The organism is Streptomyces sp. NPDC003027 (genome assembly GCF_053591435.1).
Map to the genome: position 1 here is coordinate 25,814 of NZ_JBSFTU010000047.1, position 21,863 is coordinate 47,676.

Consider the following 21,863-nt stretch of genomic DNA (forward strand, 5'->3'; position numbering starts at 1 on the left):
CTTACGAACCCTGCGGCTGACGCGCGCTGTTGGTGTCGAGTCGCGGTCCCTTGGAAAGGAACTCCGACCACGTGATCGGGACGAGGACCGGCGTGACCTTCTCGTAGCCCAGACGTGTCTGTGCCTCGCTCGGTTCCGGGCGGCCGTCGGTCTGCTTGTCCTGGTCGCCCGTTCCGATGTCGGAGCGCGCGGCGTCGCTGTCGCCGTTCGCCTGGACCGCGTAGCGCAGACCGGTGTCGGTGACCAGGAAGAGCGAGCCGTCGGGCTTGGTCTGGTTGCCCTGGACCTGGGTGTAGAGCAGGCCGCTGCCGGGCGTCACGTAGGTGCTGGTGCCGCCGGCGGTGATCTCGGCCGGGTACTTCGTACCGGCCCAGGTGGTCAGGGTGGTCCTGCCCTTGTCGTCCACGCTGTTGAGGACGCTGCACACGGTGTCGCGGGCGCCCGCGCCGCCGGCGGCGTTGACCTGGGTGGACTTGCGGGCCGGCCAGCGGTACTGGGCGGCGAAGGTGGCGGCGTCCGGGACGAAGGAGGCGGCGTCGACGGCGGTCGCCTGGCCGTCCATGTCGAGGGTGTCGGTCTGCGGGGAGTTGATCAGCAGCCAGGCGGTGAACTCGGAGACCGGCTGGACCTTGCCGGGCAGGACCACGTAGTGCTGCGGCCCGGAACCGGTCTGGGCGATCAGGACCATGCCCACCCGGTCCTCGGTCTTGGTCAGGCCCCCGCCGATGCCCGCCGGGTCGCCGACCTTGCCGGGGAGCCGCGGGAACTCGACCGGGCTGCCGGTGTGCAGGGTGGCGAGCCAGTCGTCGGTGACGGACTGCGGCTCCTTGTGGAGGCCGACGAGGGCGGTGGTGAGTCCGGCGGACTCGTCGGGCGTGCCGGGCACCAGGTACTTCGTACCGGTGTGGTCGACGAGGTAGCGGGCGCTGTCCTTCTGGCCCTTGACGTACATGATCTGTCCGTCGGCGAGCTTCTGCCCCTTGCCCTCGGTGCGGTGGAAGTCCCGCTCCGCGAAGACGAAGGTCGCCTTCTGGACGCTGCCCCCGGCCCCGCCGCCGGGCTGTTCGCACACGGCCCAGCGCTTGGCCTTGCCGGCCTCACCGGCGGCCGGGAGCCGGTCGGGCGCGTAGGGGATGCCGAGGATCGGTCCGCGCGGCGGGTTCCCCTTGTCGAGGGTGGAGTCGTCGACCTGGATGACCGCGAACTCCTGCGGGGTGAGCAGCAGGCGGGCGGAGGCGAGGTTGAGGACGGGGTGCAGCAGCGTCTTCTTGTTCTTGCCCTTGCCGGTGGAGAGCACGACGTAGCGGGTGGTCGACTGCTTGCCGACGATCACCTTGGTGCCCGGCTTGTCCCAGCCCTTGGGCGCCTTGGGGCTGAACATGCCCCAGGCGCCGAACCCGGCGAGCACCAGCGCGCCGACGATCAGGCCGGGCACGACCGCCCGCAGCGGCCTCGGCGCCCCCTCCTCCGTACCCGAGGGCGAGGGTTGGAGGAATGCGGCCACCGTGCGCTTCTTCGCAAAGGTGTACGCGTTGAGCTCATCCCGCCGTGATGCCATGAGTCCCCATATTCGTCAGACGCAGTCTTCACACGAGAGACCGGGGAGCATGGCACCCGGGCTCCGGCTGTCGGACCGGCCCCCTACTATGCCTGCTGTCCGGCAGTGCGTGTGGGGCGGGTAGGGTGATCCAGCCGCCAAAGCCCTGGCGGGCCAGGGGTGATCGGGACGAATTGGGGGGATTCTCCATGATGGCATCCGCGACGCGGACGCGGCCCGCGGCGGCCGCACCCTCCTCCGCGCCCCCGGCGCAGCCGCAGGGCGGGGCACCGGCGTCGGTGGCTCCCCGCCTGCGGGCACGCCCGGGACACTTCGGATCGTTCCGATTGCAACAGCTGGTACTGATCGAGGTCGCGGCGGCGCTGCTGCTCGTGGCGTGGGTCGTCGAACCGTTGTTGCTGCTCCCCGCGGGTGTGGTCGCGGCGCTGCTCGTGCTGCTCGCGGTGGTGCGCCGGCACCGCCGGTCGATGCCGGAGTGGCTCGGGACCTATCTCGCCCTGCGCGCGCGGACGCGCCGGGCCGCCTCGCTCTCGGTGCCGGAGGGCACGGAGCCGGGTCTCGCGCCGGTGGTGGAGTGCGATCCCGCGCTGCGGACCTACGCGTACAGCGACCGGGACCGCCGACCGGTCGGGATGATCGGTGACGGCACGTTCCTCACGGTGGTCGTGCGGGTCGAGTCGGACGGCACGGCGCTCCGCCCGGACCGCTCGGCACGGCCGCTGCCCGTCGCGCTGGTACGGGACGTGCTGGAGGTCGACGGCATCCGGCTGGAGTCCGCGCAGATCGTGCAGCACACCCAGCCCGCGCCCGCGCCGCATCTGCCCGCGCAGTCGATGGCGGCACGCAACTACGCCCCGCTGCAGGCGCAGACGGGCTCGCCCGCGCTGCGGATCACCTGGGTCGCGCTGAAGCTCGACCCGGAGCTGTGCCCGGAGGCGGTCGCCGCGCGCGGTGGCGGCATGGAGGGCGCGCAGAAGTGCGTGGTGCGGGCGGCGGACCAGTTGGCGAGCCGGCTGGCGGGCGCCGGGTTCCGGGCGACGGTGCTCACCGAGCAGGAGCTGACGGGGGCGATCGCCACGTCGACGTGCGCGAGTCCGATGGCCATAGCGCAGGCCGGTCGCGGCCAGGCGCAGGCGCGCCGCACCCAGGAGACCTCGCGGACCTGGCGGGTGGACGACCGGCGGCACACGACGTACTGGGTGGGGCGCTGGCCCCAGCTGGGCGGCGCGGGCGGCGCCGCGGGGGCGTCGATGCCGCAGCTGGTCGCGCTGCTGACCTCGCTTCCGGCGCTGGCGACGACGTTCAGTCTGACGCTGAGCGGCGGTGACCGTCAGGAGGTGACGGTGACCGGGCATGTGCGCATCACCGGGCGGAGCGACGAGGAACTGGTCACGGCCCGGCACGAACTGGAGCGCGCGGCACGCGGGGTGAAGACGGGTCTGGTGCGGCTCGACCGCGAACAGGTGCCCGGCATGCTGGCCTCGCTGCCGCTGGGAGGTGCGCGCTGATGTCCTTCTCTTCTTCCACGGGTACGGGTACGGGTCCCGGTGCGGGTACGGGTGCCGGACGGCACGGCCGGTCGGACCGGGGTGCCGGCCGGGCCGCCAAGCCGCGGTTCGGGTTCGGGCTCATCGGGCCGCGCCGCGACCGTCACGCGGTGGCGCTGGAGCAACTCGGCGCGCTGAGCCTGCCGGTCGGCGACGACGGCATGGTCATCGGGGTGGACGCGGAGGGCCGTCCCGCGGTCCTGGGCATCAACCGGCCCACGCCGTACGAGGTGACGCTCATCGGCGGCCTGTGGACGGCGCAGGTGCTGGCCTTGCGCGCGGCCGCGACGGGAGCGCGGGTCGCCGTGGAGACCGGCCGGGCGCCGGCGTGGACGGCTCTAGCGCAGGCCGCGGGCGGCGGTCAGCCGTGCGTCACGCTGCACGATGTCGGACGGGTCCCGCCGCAGGGCGCCTCGGCCGGCAGTCCGGTGGTCGTGGTGCGGGACTGCGGTATGCGGCCGCCGCGCGGCCGTGTGGTGTCGGGTCCCTGGCAGTCGGTGGTGACGCTGCTGCCCTATCTGAGTCCGGTGGCGCCGCGTCTTCTCGAGAAGTCCGCGCTGGTCGGGGTGCAGCGGGTGTCTCCGGACGAGGCCGCGCAGATCGGCCGGATCATGGGCATCCCGCGTGCGGAGTCGGAGGCGTTGTCGACGCTCGCCGACGGGGTGACACTGTGGTGTACGCCGGGTGACCGCCAGTTCGTCATGACCCAGGCGACCGATGCCGAGACCGGATTGTTGGGCAGCGCGCGGCGCATGGACTGAGCGCACACGACTACTCAAGTCCGTCCGTTTTTGTACCGATTTGAATCGCCATTCGATCACGCGGGTGTTCACTCTGCGCTGGGGGCAGGTCACTTGGGGGCGAGACGTGACCTATCGGGCGGGCGGGGACGGGTTGTCCGCCCTGCCCCATCGACACGGTTGGCGATTAGGGTGGGAGGGGCCCGCCCACGACGGCACAAGGGTGCGCGACCACACCAGGAGGCAAAGTGAACGGCGATCGGGACGAGATCCACGGGGGCTGGAATCCGCCCGTCGATGATCAGTCCGACGCGGATCCCGCCGAGATGACGGGTGAGTTCACCATCGACTACACCCCTCCGGCCTGGTACACGCAGAACGCGTCGGGCAGCGGGAGCACGGGGGGCTTGACCCCACCGCCGCCGACGGGCGCGCCCGTTGCCGTGCCGGGGCTTCCGGCGGGCAGCGGTTTCGAACCGCAGTGGACGCCGGCTCCCTCTCCGACCGCCGCTCCTGAGCCCCCGGCTTCGGCTCCCGTTCCGGCTCCGGCCGCTCCGGCGGACGGGGGCTCTTCCGGGGGCGGGGACCTGGAGAGCGGCGCGACGATGCGGTTCTCCCCCGCGACGCTGAAGCGCGAGATGGCGGAGATCGCCGAGCGCGCGGAGAACACCGGGACCGAGACCGCCGGCACGGGCGCGGACCAGGGCCCGGGGGACGGCGGTGTCCCACGGCAGGGCGGCTCCCCGGAGCAGCCGGCGGCGAGCGGCGCGTCCGCCGGTCCCGACGCCGGCTCGCTTGCGGGAGGAGCTGCCGCGAGCGCGTCCGCCGGTGACGGCCCGGCAGGGGCCGACCCGTCGGCGGCGACCGGCTCGGGCGGCACACCGGAATCGCCCGCCGCGAGCCCCGCCCTCCCCCAGGCCGACGCGGTGACCGGCGACGGCCACGCGGCGGGCGCGGACCCGTCCGCGACCGCCGCCGACGCGACCGCCGCGCCGGAGCGGCCCGCCCGGGCGGGCGACCGCCCCGCGGGAGCGGCCGATGACGAGGCGTCCGGCGCGGGCGAGAGCCCGGGGCCCGAGGCCACGGCCACGGGCGGCGACACCGCGGAGCCGGAAGGCCCGGAGGCCGGTACGGCGAACGCGGAGCCCGGTACGGCGAGCGCCGGTGCCGGTACGGCGGACCCGGGTGCCGATGCGGCCGTACGGGCGCCGGGCGACGGGGCCGCCGCGGCGCCGCAGGACGCCGCGCCCACCTCCACCCCCGTGGACGCCCCCCAGGACGCCGCGCCGACCGCGCCCGGCGCGCCCCCGCCGTGGAACCCCGGTGCCCCGCAGGGCGGCGCCGGACTGCCGCCGCTGCCGCCGTCCTTCCAGCCGGCGGCGCCCGCCGCCGCGCCGCAGTGGCCCGCGCCCACCGGTGAACAGCCGGTCCCTCCGGCCGCTCCGCTGCCCGCCGCCGCGTCCTGGCCCACTCCGGGGACGCCGGGCGCCCAGGCGCCCGTACCGCCGCAGGCCACTCCCGGCGGTTACGGCTTCCCGCACCCCGGGCAGCCGGGCCGACCGATGCCCGCGCCCGGCCCGGTGCCGCCGCAAACCCAGGCTCCCGACGCCCACGCGCCCACCCCCCAGGGCGGGTACGGCTTCCCGCACCCGGGCGCCGCCCAGCAGCCCGGAACACCCCCCACCCCCCAGGGCGGGTACGGCTTCCCGCACCCGGGCGCCGCCCAGCAGCCCGGAACACCCCCCACCCCTCAAGGCGGGTACGGCTTCCCGCACCCGGGCGCCGCCCAGCAGCCCGGAACACCCCCCGCCCCGCAGGGCGGATACGGCTTCCCCCACCCCGGCGCGCAGCCCATGCCCGGGCAGATGCCGCCCGAGCACCAGGTGCCCGCGCAGCAGGGTCCGGTGCCCCAGCAGCCCGGGCAGCCGGCGGTGGATCCGCGGACCGGGGGCGCCTGGCCCACGCCGGTCACGCACGACCAGCGCGAGCGTTCCGTGCCGGGCGCCCCGCTCGGGTACAACGCGGCCGTGGAGCTCTCCTCCGACCGGTTGCTGCGCAACAACAAGCAGAAGCCCAAGTCCAGCCGGACGCCCGGTGCCGCCGCCCGTTTCAAGCTCGGCGGCAAGAAGGAGGAGGCCGAGCGGCAGCGCAAGCTCGACCTGATCCGTACGCCGGTGCTGTCCTGCTACCGGATCGCGGTCATCTCCCTCAAGGGCGGTGTCGGCAAGACCACGACGACGACCGCGCTGGGCGCCACGCTCGCCACCGAGCGCCAGGACAAGATCCTCGCGATCGACGCCAACCCGGACGCCGGTACGCTCGGCCGCCGCGTGCGGCGCGAGACGGGGGCCACCATCCGGGACCTGGTGCAGGCGATCCCGTACCTGAACTCGTACATGGACATCCGCCGCTTCACCTCGCAGGCGCCCTCCGGTCTGGAGATCATCGCCAACGACGTGGACCCGGCGGTCTCGACGACGTTCAACGACGAGGACTACCGGCGGGCGATCGACGTCCTGGGCAAGCAGTACCCGGTCATCCTCACCGACTCCGGCACCGGTCTGCTCTACAGCGCGATGCGGGGTGTGCTCGACCTCGCCGACCAGCTGATCATCATCTCCACGCCGTCCGTCGACGGCGCCTCCAGCGCGTCGACGACGCTCGACTGGCTCTCGGCGCACGGGTACGCGGAGCTGGTGCAGCGCTCCATCACGGTCATCTCCGGCGTCCGCGAGACCGGAAAGATGATCAAGGTCGATGACATCGTGCAGCACTTCCAGACCCGCTGCCGCGGGGTTGTCGTGGTGCCCTTCGACGAGCATCTCGCGGCGGGTGCCGAGGTCGACCTCGACATGATGCGGCCGAAGACCCGTGAGGCGTACTTCAACCTCTCGGCGATGGTCGCCGAGGACTTCGTACGCGCGCAGCAGGCGCAGGGGCTGTGGACCGGTGACGCCCAGGGCGGCATGCCGCCGCACATGGCCCCGCCGATGCCGGGCCAGCCGGGCCAGCCGGGCCAGCCGCAGGCGCAGCCGTACCCGCAGCAGGGCCGGCCGTATCCGCAGCAGCCGGGACAGCCGTACGCTCCCCAGGCGCCGCAGCCCGGTCAGCCGTACGGCGGACAGCCGGGACAGCAGCCGTATCCGCAGCAGGGGCAGCCGCAGCCGTATCCCCCGCAGCAGCCCTATCCGCAGCAGCAGGCGGGGCAGCAGCCCGGACAGCCCGGCGTCCCCCAGGCCTGGCAGCAGCAGCCCCCGGCCCCGCAGCCGCAGGCGGAGGCACAGGGTCATGTCCCGCCCGCCGGATGGCCGCAGCAGCCTCCGCAGACGCCTCCGCAGGCTCCGCCAGCCTCTCAGCAGTAAGGCGTCACAGGAGTAGACCAATGAGGCTCCGCACCGGTGGTCCGGTGCGGAGCCTTCTTGTATTCCCGCAGCCCACAAGGGGTTTGAGTCATCGTTGACTCGCCCGTCCCCCGCTGATAGACCTTCGCTTCACCAGTTGGCGCCCCAAGATCCACGACGCGAGGTCACGTCCCATGGTCATGGTCACGAAGGTTCCACCCCGCCCGCTCGTCCCCCGCAGACTCCTGCGACTCCTCCTCGCCGCCGGCGTCACCGCCACCACCGTGGTGGCCGTCCCGCAGGCCGCCCAGGCAGCCGCACCCGCGAAGGACGACGCGAAGGGCGGCGGCACCACGCTCACCGTCGCCGTCTCGCAGAGCGTCGACTCGCTGAGCCCCTTCCTCGCCCAGAAGCTCGTCTCCACCAGCATCCACCGGCTGGCCTACGAGTACCTGACGAACTACGACGCCAAGGACGCCAAGCCCATCCCGGGCCTCGCGACCGAGTGGAAGACCTCGCCGGACAAGCTCACGTGGACGTACACGATCCGCGAGGACTCGAAGTGGTCCGACGGCAGGCAGGCCACCGCCGAGGACGCCGCCTGGACCTTCAACAAGATGATGACGGACGAGAACGCCGCCACCGCGAACGGCAGCTTCACCGCCAACTTCAAGAAGGTCACCGCGCCCGATCCGCGGACGCTCGTCATCGAGCTGAAGAAGCCGCAGGCGACGATGACGGCGCTGGACGTGCCGATCGTGCCCAAGCACGTCTGGGAGAAGGTCGGCGACTTCTCGAAGTTCAACAACGACAAGACGTTCCCGATCGTCGGCAACGGCCCGTTCGTGATCACGGACTTCAAGGTCGACCAGTACATCAAGCTGAAGCCGAACAAGACCTTCTGGCGCGGCGCGCCCAAGTTCGACGAACTGGTCTTCAAGTACTACAAGGACGGGGACGCGGCCGTCGCCGCGCTGCGGAAGGGTGAGGTGTCCTTCGTACCGAATCTGACGCCCGCTCAGGCGGCGTCGCTGAAGTCGGCGGAGAACATCAAGGTCAACGACGCCCCCGGCCGCCGCTTCTTCGCGCTGGCCACCAATCCGGGCGCGCGGTCCAAGGACGGCAAGACCTTCGGCAACGGCCACAAGGCGCTGCTCGACCCGGCCGTCCGCAAGGCGCTGTTCCTGGCCGTGGACCGGACCACGATCGTCGACAAGGTCTTCCAGGGCCACGCCGTGGAGGGCGAGGGCTACATCCCGCCGCGCTTCGGCCAGTACTTCTGGAAGCCGGGCGCCGGGCAGAGGCTCGGTTACGACCCGGCGGCGGCCGGGCGGATCCTCGACAAGGCCGGATACCGGAAGAACGGTGAGGGCAAGCGCGTCGGCAGGGACGGCAGGCCGCTGGACTTCCGGATCCTGTGCCACGCCACCGATCCGAACGACAAGGCGGTGGGCAAGTACCTCCAGGAGTGGTGGGGCGCGCTCGGCATCGGGCTGAAGGTCGAGTGCCTCGACAACGTCGGCGACCCGTGGACCAAGGGCGACTACGACCTCGCCTTCGACGGCTGGTCGGTCAACCCGGACCCCGACTACGTCCTGTCGATCCACACCTGCGGCACCCTACCCGCGACGCCGAAGGACACCGGCGCCACGGACAACTTCATCTGCGACCGCGAGTTCGACGCGCTGTACGCGCAGCAGTCGGCGGAGTACGACGGGGCCAAGCGGGCGGATCTGGTCAAGCGGATGCAGTCACGGCTGTACGACACCGGGTACATGAACGTCATGGCGTACCCGAACGCCCTCGAGGCGTACCGAACGGACCACATCGAGTCGATCACCACCATGCCGGAGGCCGCCGGCAACCTCTACGGTCAGGACGGCTACTGGAGCTGGTGGTCGGCCGTGCCCGCGGCCTCCGCCGACGGCGGGGAGTCCGGTTCGTCGACCGGTGTCTGGCTGGTGATCGGCCCGGCCCTCCTCGTGCTCGCCGCGGTCGGCGTCTGGGTCGCCGTGCGCCGCCGCTCCACCGCCGACGACCGCGAGTAGTGGCGTGACGACGGCAGGCACCCCCGCCGACGTGGTGCGGACCGACCAGGTCCGCGCCACGGACGGCGCCTCCCGCACTGGACCGGCCCTCGGCTACCTCCGCCACGCGGCGGGCAAGCTGGGCGGCGCGGCCGTCTCGCTGTTCGCCGTGCTCGTCACCAGCTTCTTCCTGTTCCGGATCATCCCCGGCGACCCGGTCAAGGCGATGACGCACGGCGTGCCGACCTCGGCCGAGCAACTCGCGACGCTGCGCAGGCAGTTCGGTCTCGACCTGCCGCTGTGGCAGCAGTTCACGGACTACTGCGGCAAGGCGCTGAGCGGCGACCTCGGCACCTCGTACCAGTTCCACGCCCCGGTCGGCGAGCTGATCGCGCAGAAGCTGCCCGCGACCCTGCTGCTGACCGGTGTCGCGGTGCTGGTCTACTCGGCGCTCGGGCTCTGGCTCGGCACCCGCTCCGCCTGGCACCACGGCGGGCTCGGCGACCGGCTGAACACCGGCATCGCCCTGACGCTGTGGTCCGTCCCGTCGTTCTGGCTCGGACTGCTGCTGATCATCGTGTTCTCGGTCGGCATCGGCCCGGTCCCCGGGCTCTTCCCGACCGGCGGCATGGAGTCGGGCGCGGGCGGGACCGGCTTCGCGTACGTCCTCGACGTCGCCCACCACATGGTGCTGCCGGTCCTGACCCTGGTGGCCGTCGGATACGCCCAGACCCTGCTGGTCATGCGCTCCTCGCTGCTCGACGAGATGGGCGGCGACTATCTGACGACCGCGCGGGCGAAGGGGCTCTGCGACGACCTCGTACGCCGTCGGCACGCCGTGCCCAACGCCCTCCTGCCGACGGTCACCATGGTCTTCATCAACCTCGGGCATGTGGCGGCCGGTTCGATCCTGGTCGAGACGGTGTTCTCCTGGCCGGGGCTGGGCGGGCTGTTCTACCAGGCGCTCAGCGTGCCGGATCTGCCGCTCGTACAGGGCCTGTTCGTGGTGTTCGCCGGAGCGATGATCGTGATGAACCTGATCGCCGACCTGCTCTATCCGCTGCTCGATCCCCGGGTGGGCCGATGACGACCTCGCCGACGGCGACCTCTCTGACCTGGGCGCGGCGGAGGAACGCCGTGGCCCGCTTCTGGCGGCAGTACCGCGGTCACCGCGCCGGGCTCTACGGCCTGGCGGGTCTGGCCCTGATCGCGCTGATCGCGCTGACCGCTCCGCTGACCGTCGGCGACGACGTGCGGTCGGTGACCAACGCGCCCGGTACGGCCATGGAGTCGCCGAGCGCCGCGTTCCTCCTGGGCACCGACCAGTTCGGCCGCTCGCTGCTCGGGCTGCTGATCTGGGGCGCGCGGATCTCGCTGCTCGTCGGGCTGCTCGCGGCGGCGCTCTCGGTCGCCATCGGGACGCTCGTCGGTATCGTCGCGGGCCACTACGGCGGCTGGTTCGCGACCGTCGTCATGCGGATCACCGACTGGTTCCTGGTGATGCCGGCGCTGGTCCTGGCGATCGTGCTGGCGACGGTGATGTCCCGCTCGATCTGGACGGTGATCCTGGCGATCGGTGTCACCAGCTGGCCGACGACGGCCCGGCTGGTGCGCGCGCAGACGATCGCGGTGGAGTCCCGCCCGTACATCGAGCGGGCCACCGCGCTGGGCGGCGGGCACGGGCACATCATGAGCCGGCACGTGCTGCCCAACGTGATGCCGCTGGTGCTCGCGCAGACCACGCTCGGCATCTCCACCGCGATCCTCACCGAGGCGACGCTGGCCTTCCTCGGCCTTGGCGATCCGACGGTGGTGTCGTGGGGCAGCATGCTCCAGGACGCACGGGAGGCGGGCGCGGTCTCCTCGGGCCACTGGTGGTACCTCGCCCCGCCCGGGATCGCGATCGCGCTGGTCGCGCTCGCCTTCACGCTGTGCGGCCGGGCGATCGAGTCCGTGCTCAACCCGAAGCTGGGGGTGGGGCGTTGAGCCTCCTGGAGATCCGCGACCTGTCGGTGACCTACGGGTCGGGGGCGGTCGCCGTCCCCGCCGTCCGGGGGGTCGACCTCACGCTGGGCGCCGGACAGAAGCTCGGGGTGGCGGGCGAGTCGGGGTGCGGGAAGTCGACGATGGCGCTGGCGCTGCTGCGGCTCCTGCCGCCCTCGGCCCGTCTGACCGGCGAGATCCTGCTCGACGGCGAGGACGTCCTGACCATGAAGTGGGGGCGGCTGCGGGCCGTGCGCTGGGCGGGGGCGTCGATCGTCTTCCAGGGCGCGATGCACTCGCTGAACGCGGTGCACCGGATCGGCGACCAGATCGCCGAACCGCTGCTCGTGCACGGGCGGGCGACGCCCGCGGCGGCGCGGAAGCGGACGGGTGAGCTCCTGGAGCACGTGGGGCTGCCGGCGGCGCGGGCGGTCGCCTATCCGCACGAGCTGTCCGGCGGGCAGCGCCAGCGGGTGATGATCGCGATGGCGCTGGCCTGCGGTCCTCGACTGATCGTGGCGGACGAGCCGACGACCGCGCTGGACGTGATGATCCAGGCGCAGATCCTGCGGCTGATCGAGCGGCTGGTCGCCGACGAGGACATCAGCCTGCTGATGATCAGCCACGACCTGGCCGTCCTCGCCGACACCTGCGACCGGCTCGCGGTGATGTACGCCGGGCGGGTGGTGGAGGAGGGGCCGGCGCGGGCGGTGTACGACGCCGCCGAGCACCCGTACGGGCGGGCGCTGTCCTCGGCGTTCCCGAGGATCGGCGACCCGGCGTCGCGGCGGGCGCCGCGCGGGCTGCCGGGCGACCCGCCGGACCCGGCGGACCTGCCGGGCGGGTGCGCCTTCCATCCGCGCTGCCCGGTGGCGGTGGAGGTGTGCGGCGAGCTGGACCAGGAACTGCGGGAGGCGGGCGCGGAGCGCCGGGCGGCCTGCGTACATGTCGGGAGCGGCTCATGAAACCACTGGATCCGCACGCGGCGACGTCGGGCACGGCGTCGCCGGACGCCGTGGCGGCCCCGGATGGGGCGCCGGCGCGGCCGCTCCTTGCGGCGTCCGGGCTGCGCGTCGCCTTCCCCGGGCGGCGCGGGGCTCCTGCGGCGCGGGCCGTGGACGGGGTGGATCTGGACATCGGCGCGGGCGAGATCGTCGCTCTGGTCGGCGAGTCGGGGTGCGGCAAGACGACGCTGGCCCGCTCGCTGCTCGGTCTGGTGCCGCCCACGTCCGGGACGGTGGCCTTCGCCGGTGAGCCGCTGGCGTACACCCCCCGCGCCCTGAAGGCGTACCGGAAGCGGGTCCAGCTGGTCCTGCAGGACCCGAGCGGCTCGCTGAATCCGCGGCACACGGTGTACGACGCGGTGGCGGAGGGGCTGCGGATCCACGGGTACGCCGGGGACGAGCGGGCCGCCGTCGCCGCGGCCCTCGCGCGGGCCGGGCTGCGACCGCCGGAGCGCTTCTTCCTGCGCTATCCGCACGAGCTGTCCGGCGGCCAGCGTCAGCGGGTCGTCATCGCGGGCGCCCTGATCCTCGAACCGGAACTGATCGTCGCCGACGAGCCGGTGGCCTCGCTGGACGCCTCGGTGCGCGGTGAGATCCTGGCGCTGCTGCTGCGTCTGCGGGACGAGCTGGGCCTCTCGGCGCTGGTCGTGACCCATGACCTGGGTCTCGCGTGGAACATCGCGGACCGGGTGGCGGTGATGTATCTGGGGCGGATCGTGGAGACGGGCTCCGTGGAGTCCGTACTGACGTCGCCCCGGCACCCGTACACACGGGCCCTGCTGTCGGTGCTTCCGGAGTCCGGGGGCGAGCCGGTGGTGCTGACCGGCGAGCCCCCGGACCCGTCCCGGATCCCCTCCGGGTGCCGCTTCCACGCCCGCTGCCAGGTCCTCGCCTCGGGCGAGGCGGCCGCGGTCGCGGACCGCTGCCGGGCCGAGGACCTGCCGGTGCTCGGCGGCGGCAGCGGGGCGCGGGGTGCGGCGTGCCACTGGGTGGCGAGCCGCGGGGCGACGGGAGGCTGAGCCCGTCGGGTGAGCGTCGGGTCAGTCGGCCTCGGGACCGCTGGGCTTCGACGCTCCCTCTCCCTGGGGCAGCTGCTCGCAGGAGCTGATGGACGTCCGCGTGGAGACCGACTTCACGAGGCAGGTGTCCTTGCCGACGCCGGCGTCCACCGACCCCCAGTGCTCTCCGACGGTCAGGATGGCACCGCCCGGTCCGCTGATCCTGTCGTTGCCGGGTCCGGCCTGGATCAGCCCACCGGACTCCGGGCCCAGGGCGGCGGCCTCGATGGTGTCGTTCTCGCTGCCGCCGAGGACACGGCCGGAGAAGTCGATGACGCCCGTCTTGATGGTGTCGGCACCGTCGTTGCCGGTCACGATGCCGCCGCCGCGGTTGAACTGTCCGGGTGCACCGGAGACCGAACCGGTGGTGATCTTGTCGTCACCGTCGTCGCCGTGGACGACCGCGCCGAGCTTCGCGCCGTCGCCGCGCACGGTGGCCACCTTGATGATGTCGTTGCCGCGGTTGCCCCGGACCATGCTGAACGTGGTCTGCGGCACCAGGTGCTTGGCGCGGATCACGTCGTCGCCCTCGCCGCCCATCAGGGCGGAGTCGATGAGCAGACCCCTGACCTCGATCATGTCGTTGCCGCCACCGCCCGAGACCGTGACTCCTTCCAGGTCGCTGTCGCAGAAGATGTGGTCGTCGTGCGGGGTGCCGTTGACCTGGTTCCCGGGCGGCGCGGGCACGTCGTTGACCCAGCACTGGTGCATGGGGACGCGGGCCTTGTGCGCGCCGGACGCCTGGGCGGGCGCTCCGGCCACGGTGACGACGGCGACGCCGGCGAGCAGCGCGGTCAGCGCGGCCGGGCCGCGTACGGCCTTGCGCAGGGATGGCGGGGTGGTGACGGACATTGCGGGTCTCCTTTGCGAAATGGCGAGAGATGCCAGGGGGACGAGCGGTCGAGCGGTCAGGTGGTCGTGGTGCGCGCGGGGTGCGCCGCGGGCGGGCAGCCGACGATCCGGCGGGTGTTGAGGTCGGGCTCCAGGGACGGCACGTCGGCCGTGGTCCATCTGCCGAGGCACATCTCCGCGGTGATGCCGGGGCCGAAGCCGGCCACGATGCCGCGGGCGCCCTCGGACAGGCCGCCCTCCTCGAAGAGCCGGCGTACCGCGTCCAGGACGACGGCGCTGGCGATGTTCCCGTACTCCGTGAGGGTGGCCCGGCTGAACCGGAAGTCCTCGGGCGGGACTTCGAGGAAGTGGCTCAGGTCGTCCAGGATCCGGGGGCCGCCGGCGTGGATGATGTAGAAGTCCAGGTCGCCGGCGTCCCAGCCGTGCGCGTCGGCGATCTCGCGGAGCGCGGGTGCCAGCGGCTCCATGGTGGTCGGCACCCGCTTGTCGAGCAGGAAGTGGAACCCGGTGGCCCGGACGCTGTACGCGATCCAGTCCTCGGTGTCGGGGACCAGGTGGGAGTTGTTCCGTTCGAGGGCGATCCCGGTGCCGCCCCTGCCCCGGACGACCGCCGACGCGACGGCGTCGCCGAACAGTCCGTTGGAGAGCAGCGAGCCCACACCGAGGTCGGTCGGCTGGTAGCACAGCGAGCAGAACTCGCAGGCGACGATGAGGACGTTGGCGTCCGGGTAGGCGACACAGAAGTCGTGCGCCCGGTTGATGGCGGCGCCGCCCGCCGCACAGCCCAGCTGGGCGATGGGCAGCTGTCGGGTGTGGCTGGGGAAGCCCATCGTGTTGATCAGCCAGGCGGTCAGCGAGGGCATCATGAAGCCCGTGCACGACACGAAGACGATCATGTCGATGTCGGCGGGGCGCAGCCCGGCGTTGCGCAGGGCCTCCTCGACGACCTTCGGCACGCGGGCCTTCGCCTCCGCCTCGTACAGCGTGTTGCGCTCCTCGAAACCGGGATGTTTCAGCGTCTCCTCGATGGGCTGGACGATGTGCCGCTGAGTCACACCGGTGTTCTCGATCAGCCGCAGGGCCAGCGGCAGTTGGGGGTGATCGGCATGGCGCGAACGGGCGAGAGCGAGCGTCTCCTCCCTTGTGATCACGTACTCGGGTACGGCCACCGCGGGTTTGCACAGAGTCACCACGACACTCGCTCCTTCGATCAGGTACGCCGTGAACTGCCGCCACACTCACCCGGCGGCGGCGACCTCGCAACCGCGAGCGTCATGAAATACGCACGGAGAGTCACCCGGGGCCCCTCGGCGGCCGGTCCCGGCCGTGCTCCGTTCAGGGGGCTGTGGCCGCCCACCGTGTCGCGGCCTCCCCCGCCCGGGAACAGCCTCACCATGAGCTCCGAACCGACGGCCGCGTCACGGCCGGCACACACCTGGGCGGTCGACGACCTGCCCGCGCTGGACTTCGACCCCCTGCTGACCGAACTGCTCGACAAGGAGCCGGTGGCCCGCATCCGGCTGCCCTTCGCCGCCGAGAACGAGGCGTGGCTGGTCACGCGGTACGACGACGTCCGCGCGGTGACGTCCGATCCGCGGTTCAGCCGGACGGCCCTGCTCGACCGCATGGTGACCGGGATGACCGGCCACATGGTGGCCTCGAAAGCGGCGCTGAACTACGCCGATCCGCCGTACCACACCCAACTGCGCAAGGCCGTGACCAAGGCGTTCACCGGCCAGAGCACCAAACGGCTGCGTCCGTTGGCGCAGGCGACCACCGACCGGCTGCTCGACGCGATGGAGGAGTCGGGCCGCCCCGCCGATCTGATGAGGCATCTGCACGGACCCCTGCCGATGGCCGTGGTCTGCGATCTCCTCGGCATCCCCGACGAGGACCGCGCGGAGCTGGCTTCCTGGCCGGACCTGATCCTGTCCTCGGGGCCCGGCCCGGAGAGCAGCAGGGCGGCCAAGGCGCAGATCCACGGCTACATCAGCAAGCTGCTCGACCAGCGGCGCGCGGAGCCGCGCGAGGATCTGGCCGGGGTGCTCGCGGAGTCGCTGGAGGAGGGCCGGATCAGCATGGACGAGGCCGTCTCGCTGGCCATGGCGATCCTGATCAGCGGCGCGCACGCGGTCCGGAACAACAGCGCCAACATGGTGTACGTGCTGCTCACCCGTCCGGACCTGATGGCGCGGCTGCGGGCCGAGCCGGAGCTGCTGCCCCAGGCGGTGGACGAGCTGCTGCGCTGGATCCCGCACCGCAACGGCGTCGGGCTGCCGCGGATCGCCACCGAGGACGTGGAGATCGGCGGGGTGCTGATCCGAGCGGGTGAGGCGGTGTACGCGTCCTACCTCGCCGCCAACCGGGACCCGATGGTCTTCAAGAACCCGCACGACGTCGACTTCGACCGTACGGGCACCGGGCACGTCTCCTTCGGGCACGGGCCCCACCACTGCATGGGGGCGATGCTGACCCGGATGGAGTCGGAGGTGATGCTCTCCACGCTGCTGAGGCGCTACCCGGAGCTGCGGCTCGCGGGGGCGCCGGAGGAGACCGTCTTCCAGTCCAAGGGCCTGATCCGCGGCCCGAAGGAGCTGATCGTCACCTGGTGACGCCGGAAGCCGGGCCGGACGGAAACCGGCCGGGGCCGCTTCCCTGACAGGGGCACCGTGCTCAGGCGCGGTGCCCCTGGTCGTACGCCTCGGTCAGCTCGCGGCACCGCTTCACGTCCCCGGCCATCGCTTCCAGCAGATCGTCGAGCGTGGCGAACTTGAGCATGCCGCGGACGTACGCGAGGAAGTCCACGGCCACGTGCAGGCCGTACAGCTCGAGGCCCTCGCGGTCGATGGCGTACGCCTCGACGGTCCGCTCCGTGCCGTCGAACTGCGGGTTGGTGCCGACGGAGATCGCGGCCGGCATGCGCTCCCCGGCGGCCGTCAGCCAGCCGGCGTACACGCCGTCGGCGGGGATCGCGGTGTGCGGCAGCGTCTCGACGTTGGCGGTGGGGAAGCCGAGCTGCCGGCCGCGCTGGGCGCCGCGCACGACGATGCCCTCGACGCGGTGCGGGCGGCCGAGGATCTCGGCGGCGCCCTCCACGTCGCCCTCGGCGACCAGACGGCGGGTGAGGGTCGAGGAGAACGGCTCGCCGCCGCCCGCCGTACCGCTCACATAGAGGTCGACCACTTCGACCTCGTAGTCGTAGGTGGCGCCCAGTTCGGCCAGGAAGGCGACGTCGCCGGCGGCCCGGTGGCCGAAGCGGAAGTTCGGGCCCTCGATGACGGCCTTGGCGTGCAGCTTGTCCACGAGGACCTTCACGATGAAGTCCGCCGGGGAGAGCTTCGAGAACTCGGCCGTGAACGGCAGGATGAGCACCGCGTCCACCCCCAGCTCCGCCATCAGCTCGGCGCGCCGGTGGTGCGGGGCGAGCAGCGGCGGGTGGCTGCCGGGCCGCACGACCTCGGAGGGGTGCGGGTCGAAGGTGACGACGACCGAGGGGATACCGAGCTCGCGCGCCCGCTCCACCGCCCGTCCGATGATCAGCTGGTGCCCGCGGTGCACGCCGTCGTAGGAGCCGATGGTGACGACGCTGCGCCCCCAGTCCTGGGGGATGTCCTCCAAGCCACGCCAGCGTTGCACTGTGACCGCTCCTCGTCCGCCTGTTCGCCGATTACGCAGGTCTAAGACTGCCATGCTCCCGGCCGTCGGTTCGCATCGGCATGGGACTGCCGAGGCTCTCGACGGTACGGCGGGTGCTCGACCCGACGAGGCCGGCCCATTCAGGGGGGTCCGCGCGCAGCCAGCCGGCCAGTCGCGCGGCGAAGGCGGGGACTTCACGGGCGAGCTCGACGAGCCGGCGGTCGAAGTGGGCGGCGCCCTCGGGGGTACGGACGAGGAGGAGACCGGTGCGGTGGACGAGATCGCGGGTGCGGACCTCGCTGCGCCGCTCGCAGCCGAGGGCGGCGGCGCGCAGCAGCGCGTCGAGGACGGCCGGGTCGCGCGACGCGTCCGGTTCGTCCGTGTCGTACGCCTCGTGTGTCTCGTACGTGAGGAGTACGTCGAGGAGCTCGGTCCGCAGGAGGCGGGAGGCGCCGGTGCCGGGGGCCGCGAGGACGGGGGCGAAGGCGCTGCGGACGGCGGCGGAATGGACCCGGAGGAGGCCGGTGACCAGGGGGAAGAGGACGGCCCTGGCGGCCGGGCCGTGTTCGAGGCGGCGGTCCACGTAGGCGGCGGCGTGCGGTGCGCCCTCCGGGTGGCGGTCGACGTACTCGCGGACGAGGTCGGCGGCGCGGCGGGCGAGGGCGGGAGCGGTGATCTCGGCGAGGGCGCGCAGGACGTCGGCGGCCGCGGCGCCGGGTCCGTCGAGACGGCTCCGGAAGGCGGCGAACACCGGCTCGGGGTGGGTGGCGAGCGCGGCGGCCAGGGCGCTCGCGGGCACCCGGGGCTCGGCGAGGGCACGCGGCAGATGGCGGGTGCGGGTGTGCGGGTCGCGGACCAGGAGGCCGAGGGCGGGGCCGTGCAGGTCCGCGTCGCCGGGACGGGCGAGCAGGGCGAGGGCGGCGTAGCGCAGGAGCTCGCGGTCGGCGCCGGTCCTGACGTGCTCGGCGACCAGGCTGCCGTAGGCCGCTGCCGCCGCGCGTCGCTCCGGGCGGCCGTCGTCGTGCGCCCACCGGTCGACGGCCCGGCACACGGCGGACGGCTCGTCCTCGGCGAGCGCGGCCAGCAGGCCGTCGGCGAGGGGGTGGGCGGTGGCGGCGAGCGCCTCGCACAGGTCGTCGACAGCCTGCTTCCGGTGGGTGTGGAGCAGCGCCTGGGCGGCGGTGCCGACGGTCGCGTACGGGGCGGCGGGCAGCGGCCGCCCGTCGCCGAACCACCGGCACAGCAACGGCTGTACGCTGCGGGGCTCGGCGGCCAGCCGTGCGGCGACGGAGTCGAGGTAGCGCGGCCGCCCCGCCTCACCGGGCAGGCCGTCGGCGGTCACGAGCCGTCGCCACAGATCCATCCTCTCGTCCTCCCCGATGCGCAGGGCGTCCCAGAACGCCGGCCCGAAGATCCCGAAGGCACCCGCTCCGTCGCGGGCGGACGAAGGCCCGTCCGCCGGGGAGGAAGCACCGCCCGGGGCGCGCCGGGGGTCGTGGGCGGCCCGGGCCGCGGGCCCCGCGACGCCGGGCCAACCGGTCCCGGCCGCTGCGGGGACGAGCCCGGGGACCGCGGTGTCGGGCCCGGCCGCTGGTTCGATCCGCCCGCCCGGCCGCTGGGACCGTCGGTCCGCCTGCTGCGGGACGGTGGGGGCGGCCGGCGGGGGCGGGATCGCGCCGATGCGGTCGGCGAGGTGACGCAGGACGGGCAGGTACGGCCTCGGGTCCGGGACGCCGAGGAGGCAGTCGGCGAGCAGGCGGCTTCCCCACCAGGCGCCGTCCGTGGCGTCCAGGCCTGCGTCGGAGAGCCGGGCGAGGGCGTCGACCAGCCCGTCCAGCCGGGGCGCGAGCGCGCCGGGGCCCTGGTCCCGGTCCAGGAGGAGCAGGGCCTGGAGCACCGGGCCGACACGGTGGCGCGGTACGGGGAGCGCGCTCGGCGCCTCCAGGGCCGAGCCGTGCGTGCCGGGCGGCGGGTTCAGCGCCTCCACCTCCAGGGCCGAGCCGTGCGTGCCGGACGGCGCGCACGGCGCCTCCACGGCGGATCCGCCCCCTGGCTCGGGCGGCCCGCCGGGCGGCAGCGGCACACGGGGCGGCGCGCTCCGCGCCTCCCGGGCGGAGCCGTGCCCGCCGGGCGTGGCCGCGGCGCCGGAGGCGGCGGGCCGGGAGGGGAGCGGGGCCGGGGCGTCCTCGTGCCAGCGGTGGACCAGGGTGTGCAGGGCTCCGTCGATGTCGAGGTGGGCGCCCTGGATCCAGTCCGCGAGCTCCTCGTGGCCGAAGCGGTAGCCGGAGCCCGCCGGGACGAGGAGCCCCTCGGTCAGGACGGCGGAGGCCCAGCCCGTCCGCCACGGGAAGAGCTCCTCGAAGGACTCCCGGTCCAGTTCACCCTGGCCCGGGCCCAGGCACCGGCGGGCGGCCTCGTGGACCTGGCCGCCGACCCGTGCCGCGAGGCGGCGCACGGCGGTGCCCCGGACGAGGGGGCGGGACCCGGCGGCGATCCGTACGGCGATCCGCAGACACATCAGATCCAGGTGGGCCGAGAAGATCTCCTCCCGTCCGGGCCGCCCCGGCACCGCTCCGGGCAGCGCCTCCCGGACCTCGGCGAGCAGCCGCAGCGCCAGCGGGTGCCGGGCGTCGGCGGCGGCCAGGTCCCCCTCCCCCAGCCCGTACCGCTCGCGTGCCACCCGTGCCTCGTCCTCGCTCAGCTCACCGATCATCACGGGTGAGGGGCGGTGCGAGGCGTCCGTCGAGTAGAGCCGGCCCGCCTGCTCCCAGTGCTCCGGGCGGCAGCCGAGCATCAGGCGGACACCGTGGGCGCGGAGCCAGTGCTGGGTGCCGGTGGTCCATTCGGCCAGGCGGTGGGCGAGGGCCGGGGGCATCTCCTCCGGGCCGTCGAGGATCACCAGGAGCGGGCGGCCCGCCTCGCGGGCCAGGGCCGCGGCCCGGTCCGGGGTGGCGGTGGTGACGTCGCCGCGGACTCCGGACGTGGCGACGATCCGCCCGGCCTGACGCAGGGCGCGACCGACGGCGTCGGCGACGGAGGCGTCGTCGGCGTGCAGGTCGGCGCCGCGCAGCCAGACGGTGGGGGCCGGTTCCGTGCCCCGGGCGCGGCGGGCGCAGTGGGCGGCGAGTGCCGTGGTCCGTCCGGTGCCGGGGAGGCCGACGAGCGCGAGGACCAGGGCGTCACCGGCGGCGAAGGCGGCGAACTCGCGGACGAGATCCGCCCGTTCGACCGGGTGGGCCCGCTCGCCGGGCGCGCCCGCCGAGCCGGTGGAGGTGGCGGTGAGTTCCAGGACGCCGGCGAGGTTGAGGTCCTGGCCGTAGCAGGGGACGGTGGCGGCGTTGCGCCGCAGCAGCGCGGCCAGCGGCCCCGCCGGGCCGAGCGGCAGCGCGTATCCGGCTGCCCGGCGCTCACCGTGCAGGGCGGTGCCGAGGACGGCGAGCACGGCTCCGGTGTCGGGGTCGAGGACGGGTCCGCCGGCCGCCTGCCCCCCGAGGCGCAGCGCCTCGGCGCCCTCGGTGCCGATGGCCAGCTCCAGGGCGTTGTCGAGGACGTGGAAGCGGTCGAGTGCGGTGTAGGTGACGGACGCGGCGGCGAGGACCCGTGCCTCTCGCCAGCCGTGCGCGGCGATCCGTACGTACGCGCCCGCCTCGATCTCCCGGCGTGCCGCGATCGGGAGCGGGCGGACCCCGAGTCCGTCCGTGCGCACGAGTGCGAGCCCGGACTCGGGCAGGGGGGTGATGGCGTCGGTCTCCGCGAGGCAGGTGCGGTCGCCGGGGGCGGTCAGGAGGAGGCGGACGAGGCCGTCGACTGCCTCGTGGCTGGTGACGACGGTCCCCCGGTCGTCGGCGACGAATCCGGTCCCGCGCGGACGGCCCGCCGGATCACAGATCCGTACGAGCGTCGCCAGGTCACCGCGTGCCATGGTGTCGACGTTAGGTCGGTGGTGATCACCCCGAGAACCACACGGGACGAACGCGCCCCCGAGCGCTCCCCCGTATCACTCCGAGCGCCTGCCTGAACGGGTGAAGGGAGGGGCCGTGATGGAGAGACAGTTCCTGGAGGGGGATCGTGGGAGCGGGCACGCGCGCGTGGCCGCCGCCCCCCCCCCCCACCCCCC

14 protein-coding genes are annotated in these 21,863 nt (G+C 73.5%); 9 read left to right on the forward strand and 5 right to left on the reverse strand.

The window, feature by feature from the left end:
- Window position 1: 1 nt before the first annotated feature.
- Entirely contained in the window at window positions 2-1,558 is a 1,557-nt protein-coding gene (gene eccB / locus ACWDX6_RS26275; protein ID WP_451487353.1) for a type VII secretion protein EccB, read from the reverse strand.
- 188 nt (window positions 1,559-1,746) lie between these two features.
- On the opposite strand from eccB, the gene eccE reads away from it, so the two are divergent.
- The 8 genes from eccE to ACWDX6_RS26315 all read left to right on the forward strand — a co-directional run bounded on the left by eccE (window position 1,747) and on the right by ACWDX6_RS26315 (window position 13,219).
- Complete coding sequence (gene eccE / locus ACWDX6_RS26280) at window positions 1,747-3,066, forward strand: type VII secretion protein EccE (RefSeq protein ID WP_451487354.1); 1,320 nt, start codon at window positions 1,747-1,749, stop codon at window positions 3,064-3,066.
- The gene (locus ACWDX6_RS26285; RefSeq protein WP_451487355.1) at window positions 3,066-3,866 is read left to right on the forward strand and encodes a hypothetical protein; all 801 of its coding nucleotides are present in this window, start codon (window positions 3,066-3,068) and stop codon (window positions 3,864-3,866) included. The genes eccE and ACWDX6_RS26285 overlap by 1 nt, the downstream gene beginning before the upstream one ends.
- 227 nt (window positions 3,867-4,093) lie before the next feature.
- Complete coding sequence (locus ACWDX6_RS26290; protein WP_451487356.1) at window positions 4,094-7,207, forward strand: SCO5717 family growth-regulating ATPase; 3,114 nt, start codon at window positions 4,094-4,096, stop codon at window positions 7,205-7,207.
- 179 nt (window positions 7,208-7,386) lie between these two features.
- Window positions 7,387-9,234, forward strand: coding sequence for an ABC transporter substrate-binding protein (locus tag ACWDX6_RS26295; protein WP_451487366.1), 1,848 nt, complete (start codon window positions 7,387-7,389; stop codon window positions 9,232-9,234).
- A 4-nt stretch (window positions 9,235-9,238) separates the two neighbouring features.
- Window positions 9,239-10,300 (forward strand): ABC transporter permease, encoded by a 1,062-nt coding sequence (locus tag ACWDX6_RS26300; RefSeq protein WP_451487357.1) that lies wholly within the window; start codon window positions 9,239-9,241, stop codon window positions 10,298-10,300.
- Window positions 10,297-11,199 (forward strand): ABC transporter permease, encoded by a 903-nt coding sequence (locus tag ACWDX6_RS26305; RefSeq protein ID WP_451487358.1) that lies wholly within the window; start codon window positions 10,297-10,299, stop codon window positions 11,197-11,199. The genes ACWDX6_RS26300 and ACWDX6_RS26305 overlap by 4 nt, the downstream gene beginning before the upstream one ends.
- Window positions 11,196-12,161, forward strand: a complete 966-nt coding sequence (locus ACWDX6_RS26310; protein ID WP_451487359.1) for an ABC transporter ATP-binding protein — start codon at window positions 11,196-11,198, stop codon at window positions 12,159-12,161. The genes ACWDX6_RS26305 and ACWDX6_RS26310 overlap by 4 nt, the downstream gene beginning before the upstream one ends.
- Window positions 12,158-13,219 (forward strand): oligopeptide/dipeptide ABC transporter ATP-binding protein, encoded by a 1,062-nt coding sequence (locus ACWDX6_RS26315; protein ID WP_451487360.1) that lies wholly within the window; start codon window positions 12,158-12,160, stop codon window positions 13,217-13,219. The genes ACWDX6_RS26310 and ACWDX6_RS26315 overlap by 4 nt, the downstream gene beginning before the upstream one ends.
- A 21-nt stretch (window positions 13,220-13,240) precedes the next feature.
- Here the strand turns inward: ACWDX6_RS26315 and ACWDX6_RS26320 are convergent, their stop codons facing one another.
- Both ACWDX6_RS26320 and ACWDX6_RS26325 read right to left on the reverse strand, forming a co-directional pair.
- On the reverse strand, window positions 13,241-14,110 hold the full coding sequence (locus tag ACWDX6_RS26320) for a hypothetical protein (RefSeq protein WP_451487361.1): 870 nt from the start codon (window positions 14,108-14,110) through the stop codon (window positions 13,241-13,243).
- Between the two features lie 56 nt (window positions 14,111-14,166).
- Window positions 14,167-15,303 (reverse strand): type III polyketide synthase, encoded by a 1,137-nt coding sequence (locus tag ACWDX6_RS26325; protein ID WP_451487362.1) that lies wholly within the window; start codon window positions 15,301-15,303, stop codon window positions 14,167-14,169.
- A 201-nt stretch (window positions 15,304-15,504) separates the two neighbouring features.
- On the opposite strand from ACWDX6_RS26325, the gene ACWDX6_RS26330 reads away from it, so the two are divergent.
- Window positions 15,505-16,722: a cytochrome P450 gene (locus ACWDX6_RS26330; protein ID WP_451487363.1), complete on the forward strand. Its 1,218-nt coding sequence runs from the start codon at window positions 15,505-15,507 to the stop codon at window positions 16,720-16,722.
- A 61-nt stretch (window positions 16,723-16,783) separates the two neighbouring features.
- On the opposite strand, the gene ACWDX6_RS26335 is transcribed toward ACWDX6_RS26330, so the two are convergent.
- Together ACWDX6_RS26335 and ACWDX6_RS26340 are read right to left on the reverse strand one after the other, a co-directional pair.
- Window positions 16,784-17,746 (reverse strand): bifunctional riboflavin kinase/FAD synthetase, encoded by a 963-nt coding sequence (locus ACWDX6_RS26335; protein WP_451487364.1) that lies wholly within the window; start codon window positions 17,744-17,746, stop codon window positions 16,784-16,786.
- A 31-nt stretch (window positions 17,747-17,777) separates the two neighbouring features.
- Entirely contained in the window at window positions 17,778-21,668 is a 3,891-nt protein-coding gene (locus ACWDX6_RS26340) for a trypsin-like peptidase domain-containing protein (RefSeq protein ID WP_451487365.1), read from the reverse strand.
- Between the last annotated feature and the right edge of the window lie 195 nt (window positions 21,669-21,863).

What these genes read in the sequence shown, in the direction of transcription:
- eccB (WP_451487353.1), bottom strand. Translation starts at nt 1,558, where the DNA reads ATGGCATCACGGCGGGATGAGCTCAACGCGTACACCTTTGCGAAGAAG.
- eccE (WP_451487354.1), top strand. Translation starts at nt 1,747, where the DNA reads ATGATGGCATCCGCGACGCGGACGCGGCCCGCGGCGGCCGCACCCTCC.
- ACWDX6_RS26285 (WP_451487355.1), top strand. Translation starts at nt 3,066, where the DNA reads ATGTCCTTCTCTTCTTCCACGGGTACGGGTACGGGTCCCGGTGCGGGT.
- ACWDX6_RS26295 (WP_451487366.1), top strand. Translation starts at nt 7,387, where the DNA reads ATGGTCACGAAGGTTCCACCCCGCCCGCTCGTCCCCCGCAGACTCCTG.
- ACWDX6_RS26305 (WP_451487358.1), top strand. Translation starts at nt 10,297, where the DNA reads ATGACGACCTCGCCGACGGCGACCTCTCTGACCTGGGCGCGGCGGAGG.
- ACWDX6_RS26315 (WP_451487360.1), top strand. Translation starts at nt 12,158, where the DNA reads ATGAAACCACTGGATCCGCACGCGGCGACGTCGGGCACGGCGTCGCCG.
- ACWDX6_RS26320 (WP_451487361.1), bottom strand. Translation starts at nt 14,110, where the DNA reads ATGTCCGTCACCACCCCGCCATCCCTGCGCAAGGCCGTACGCGGCCCG.
- ACWDX6_RS26330 (WP_451487363.1), top strand. Translation starts at nt 15,505, where the DNA reads ATGAGCTCCGAACCGACGGCCGCGTCACGGCCGGCACACACCTGGGCG.
- ACWDX6_RS26340 (WP_451487365.1), bottom strand. Translation starts at nt 21,668, where the DNA reads ATGGCACGCGGTGACCTGGCGACGCTCGTACGGATCTGTGATCCGGCG.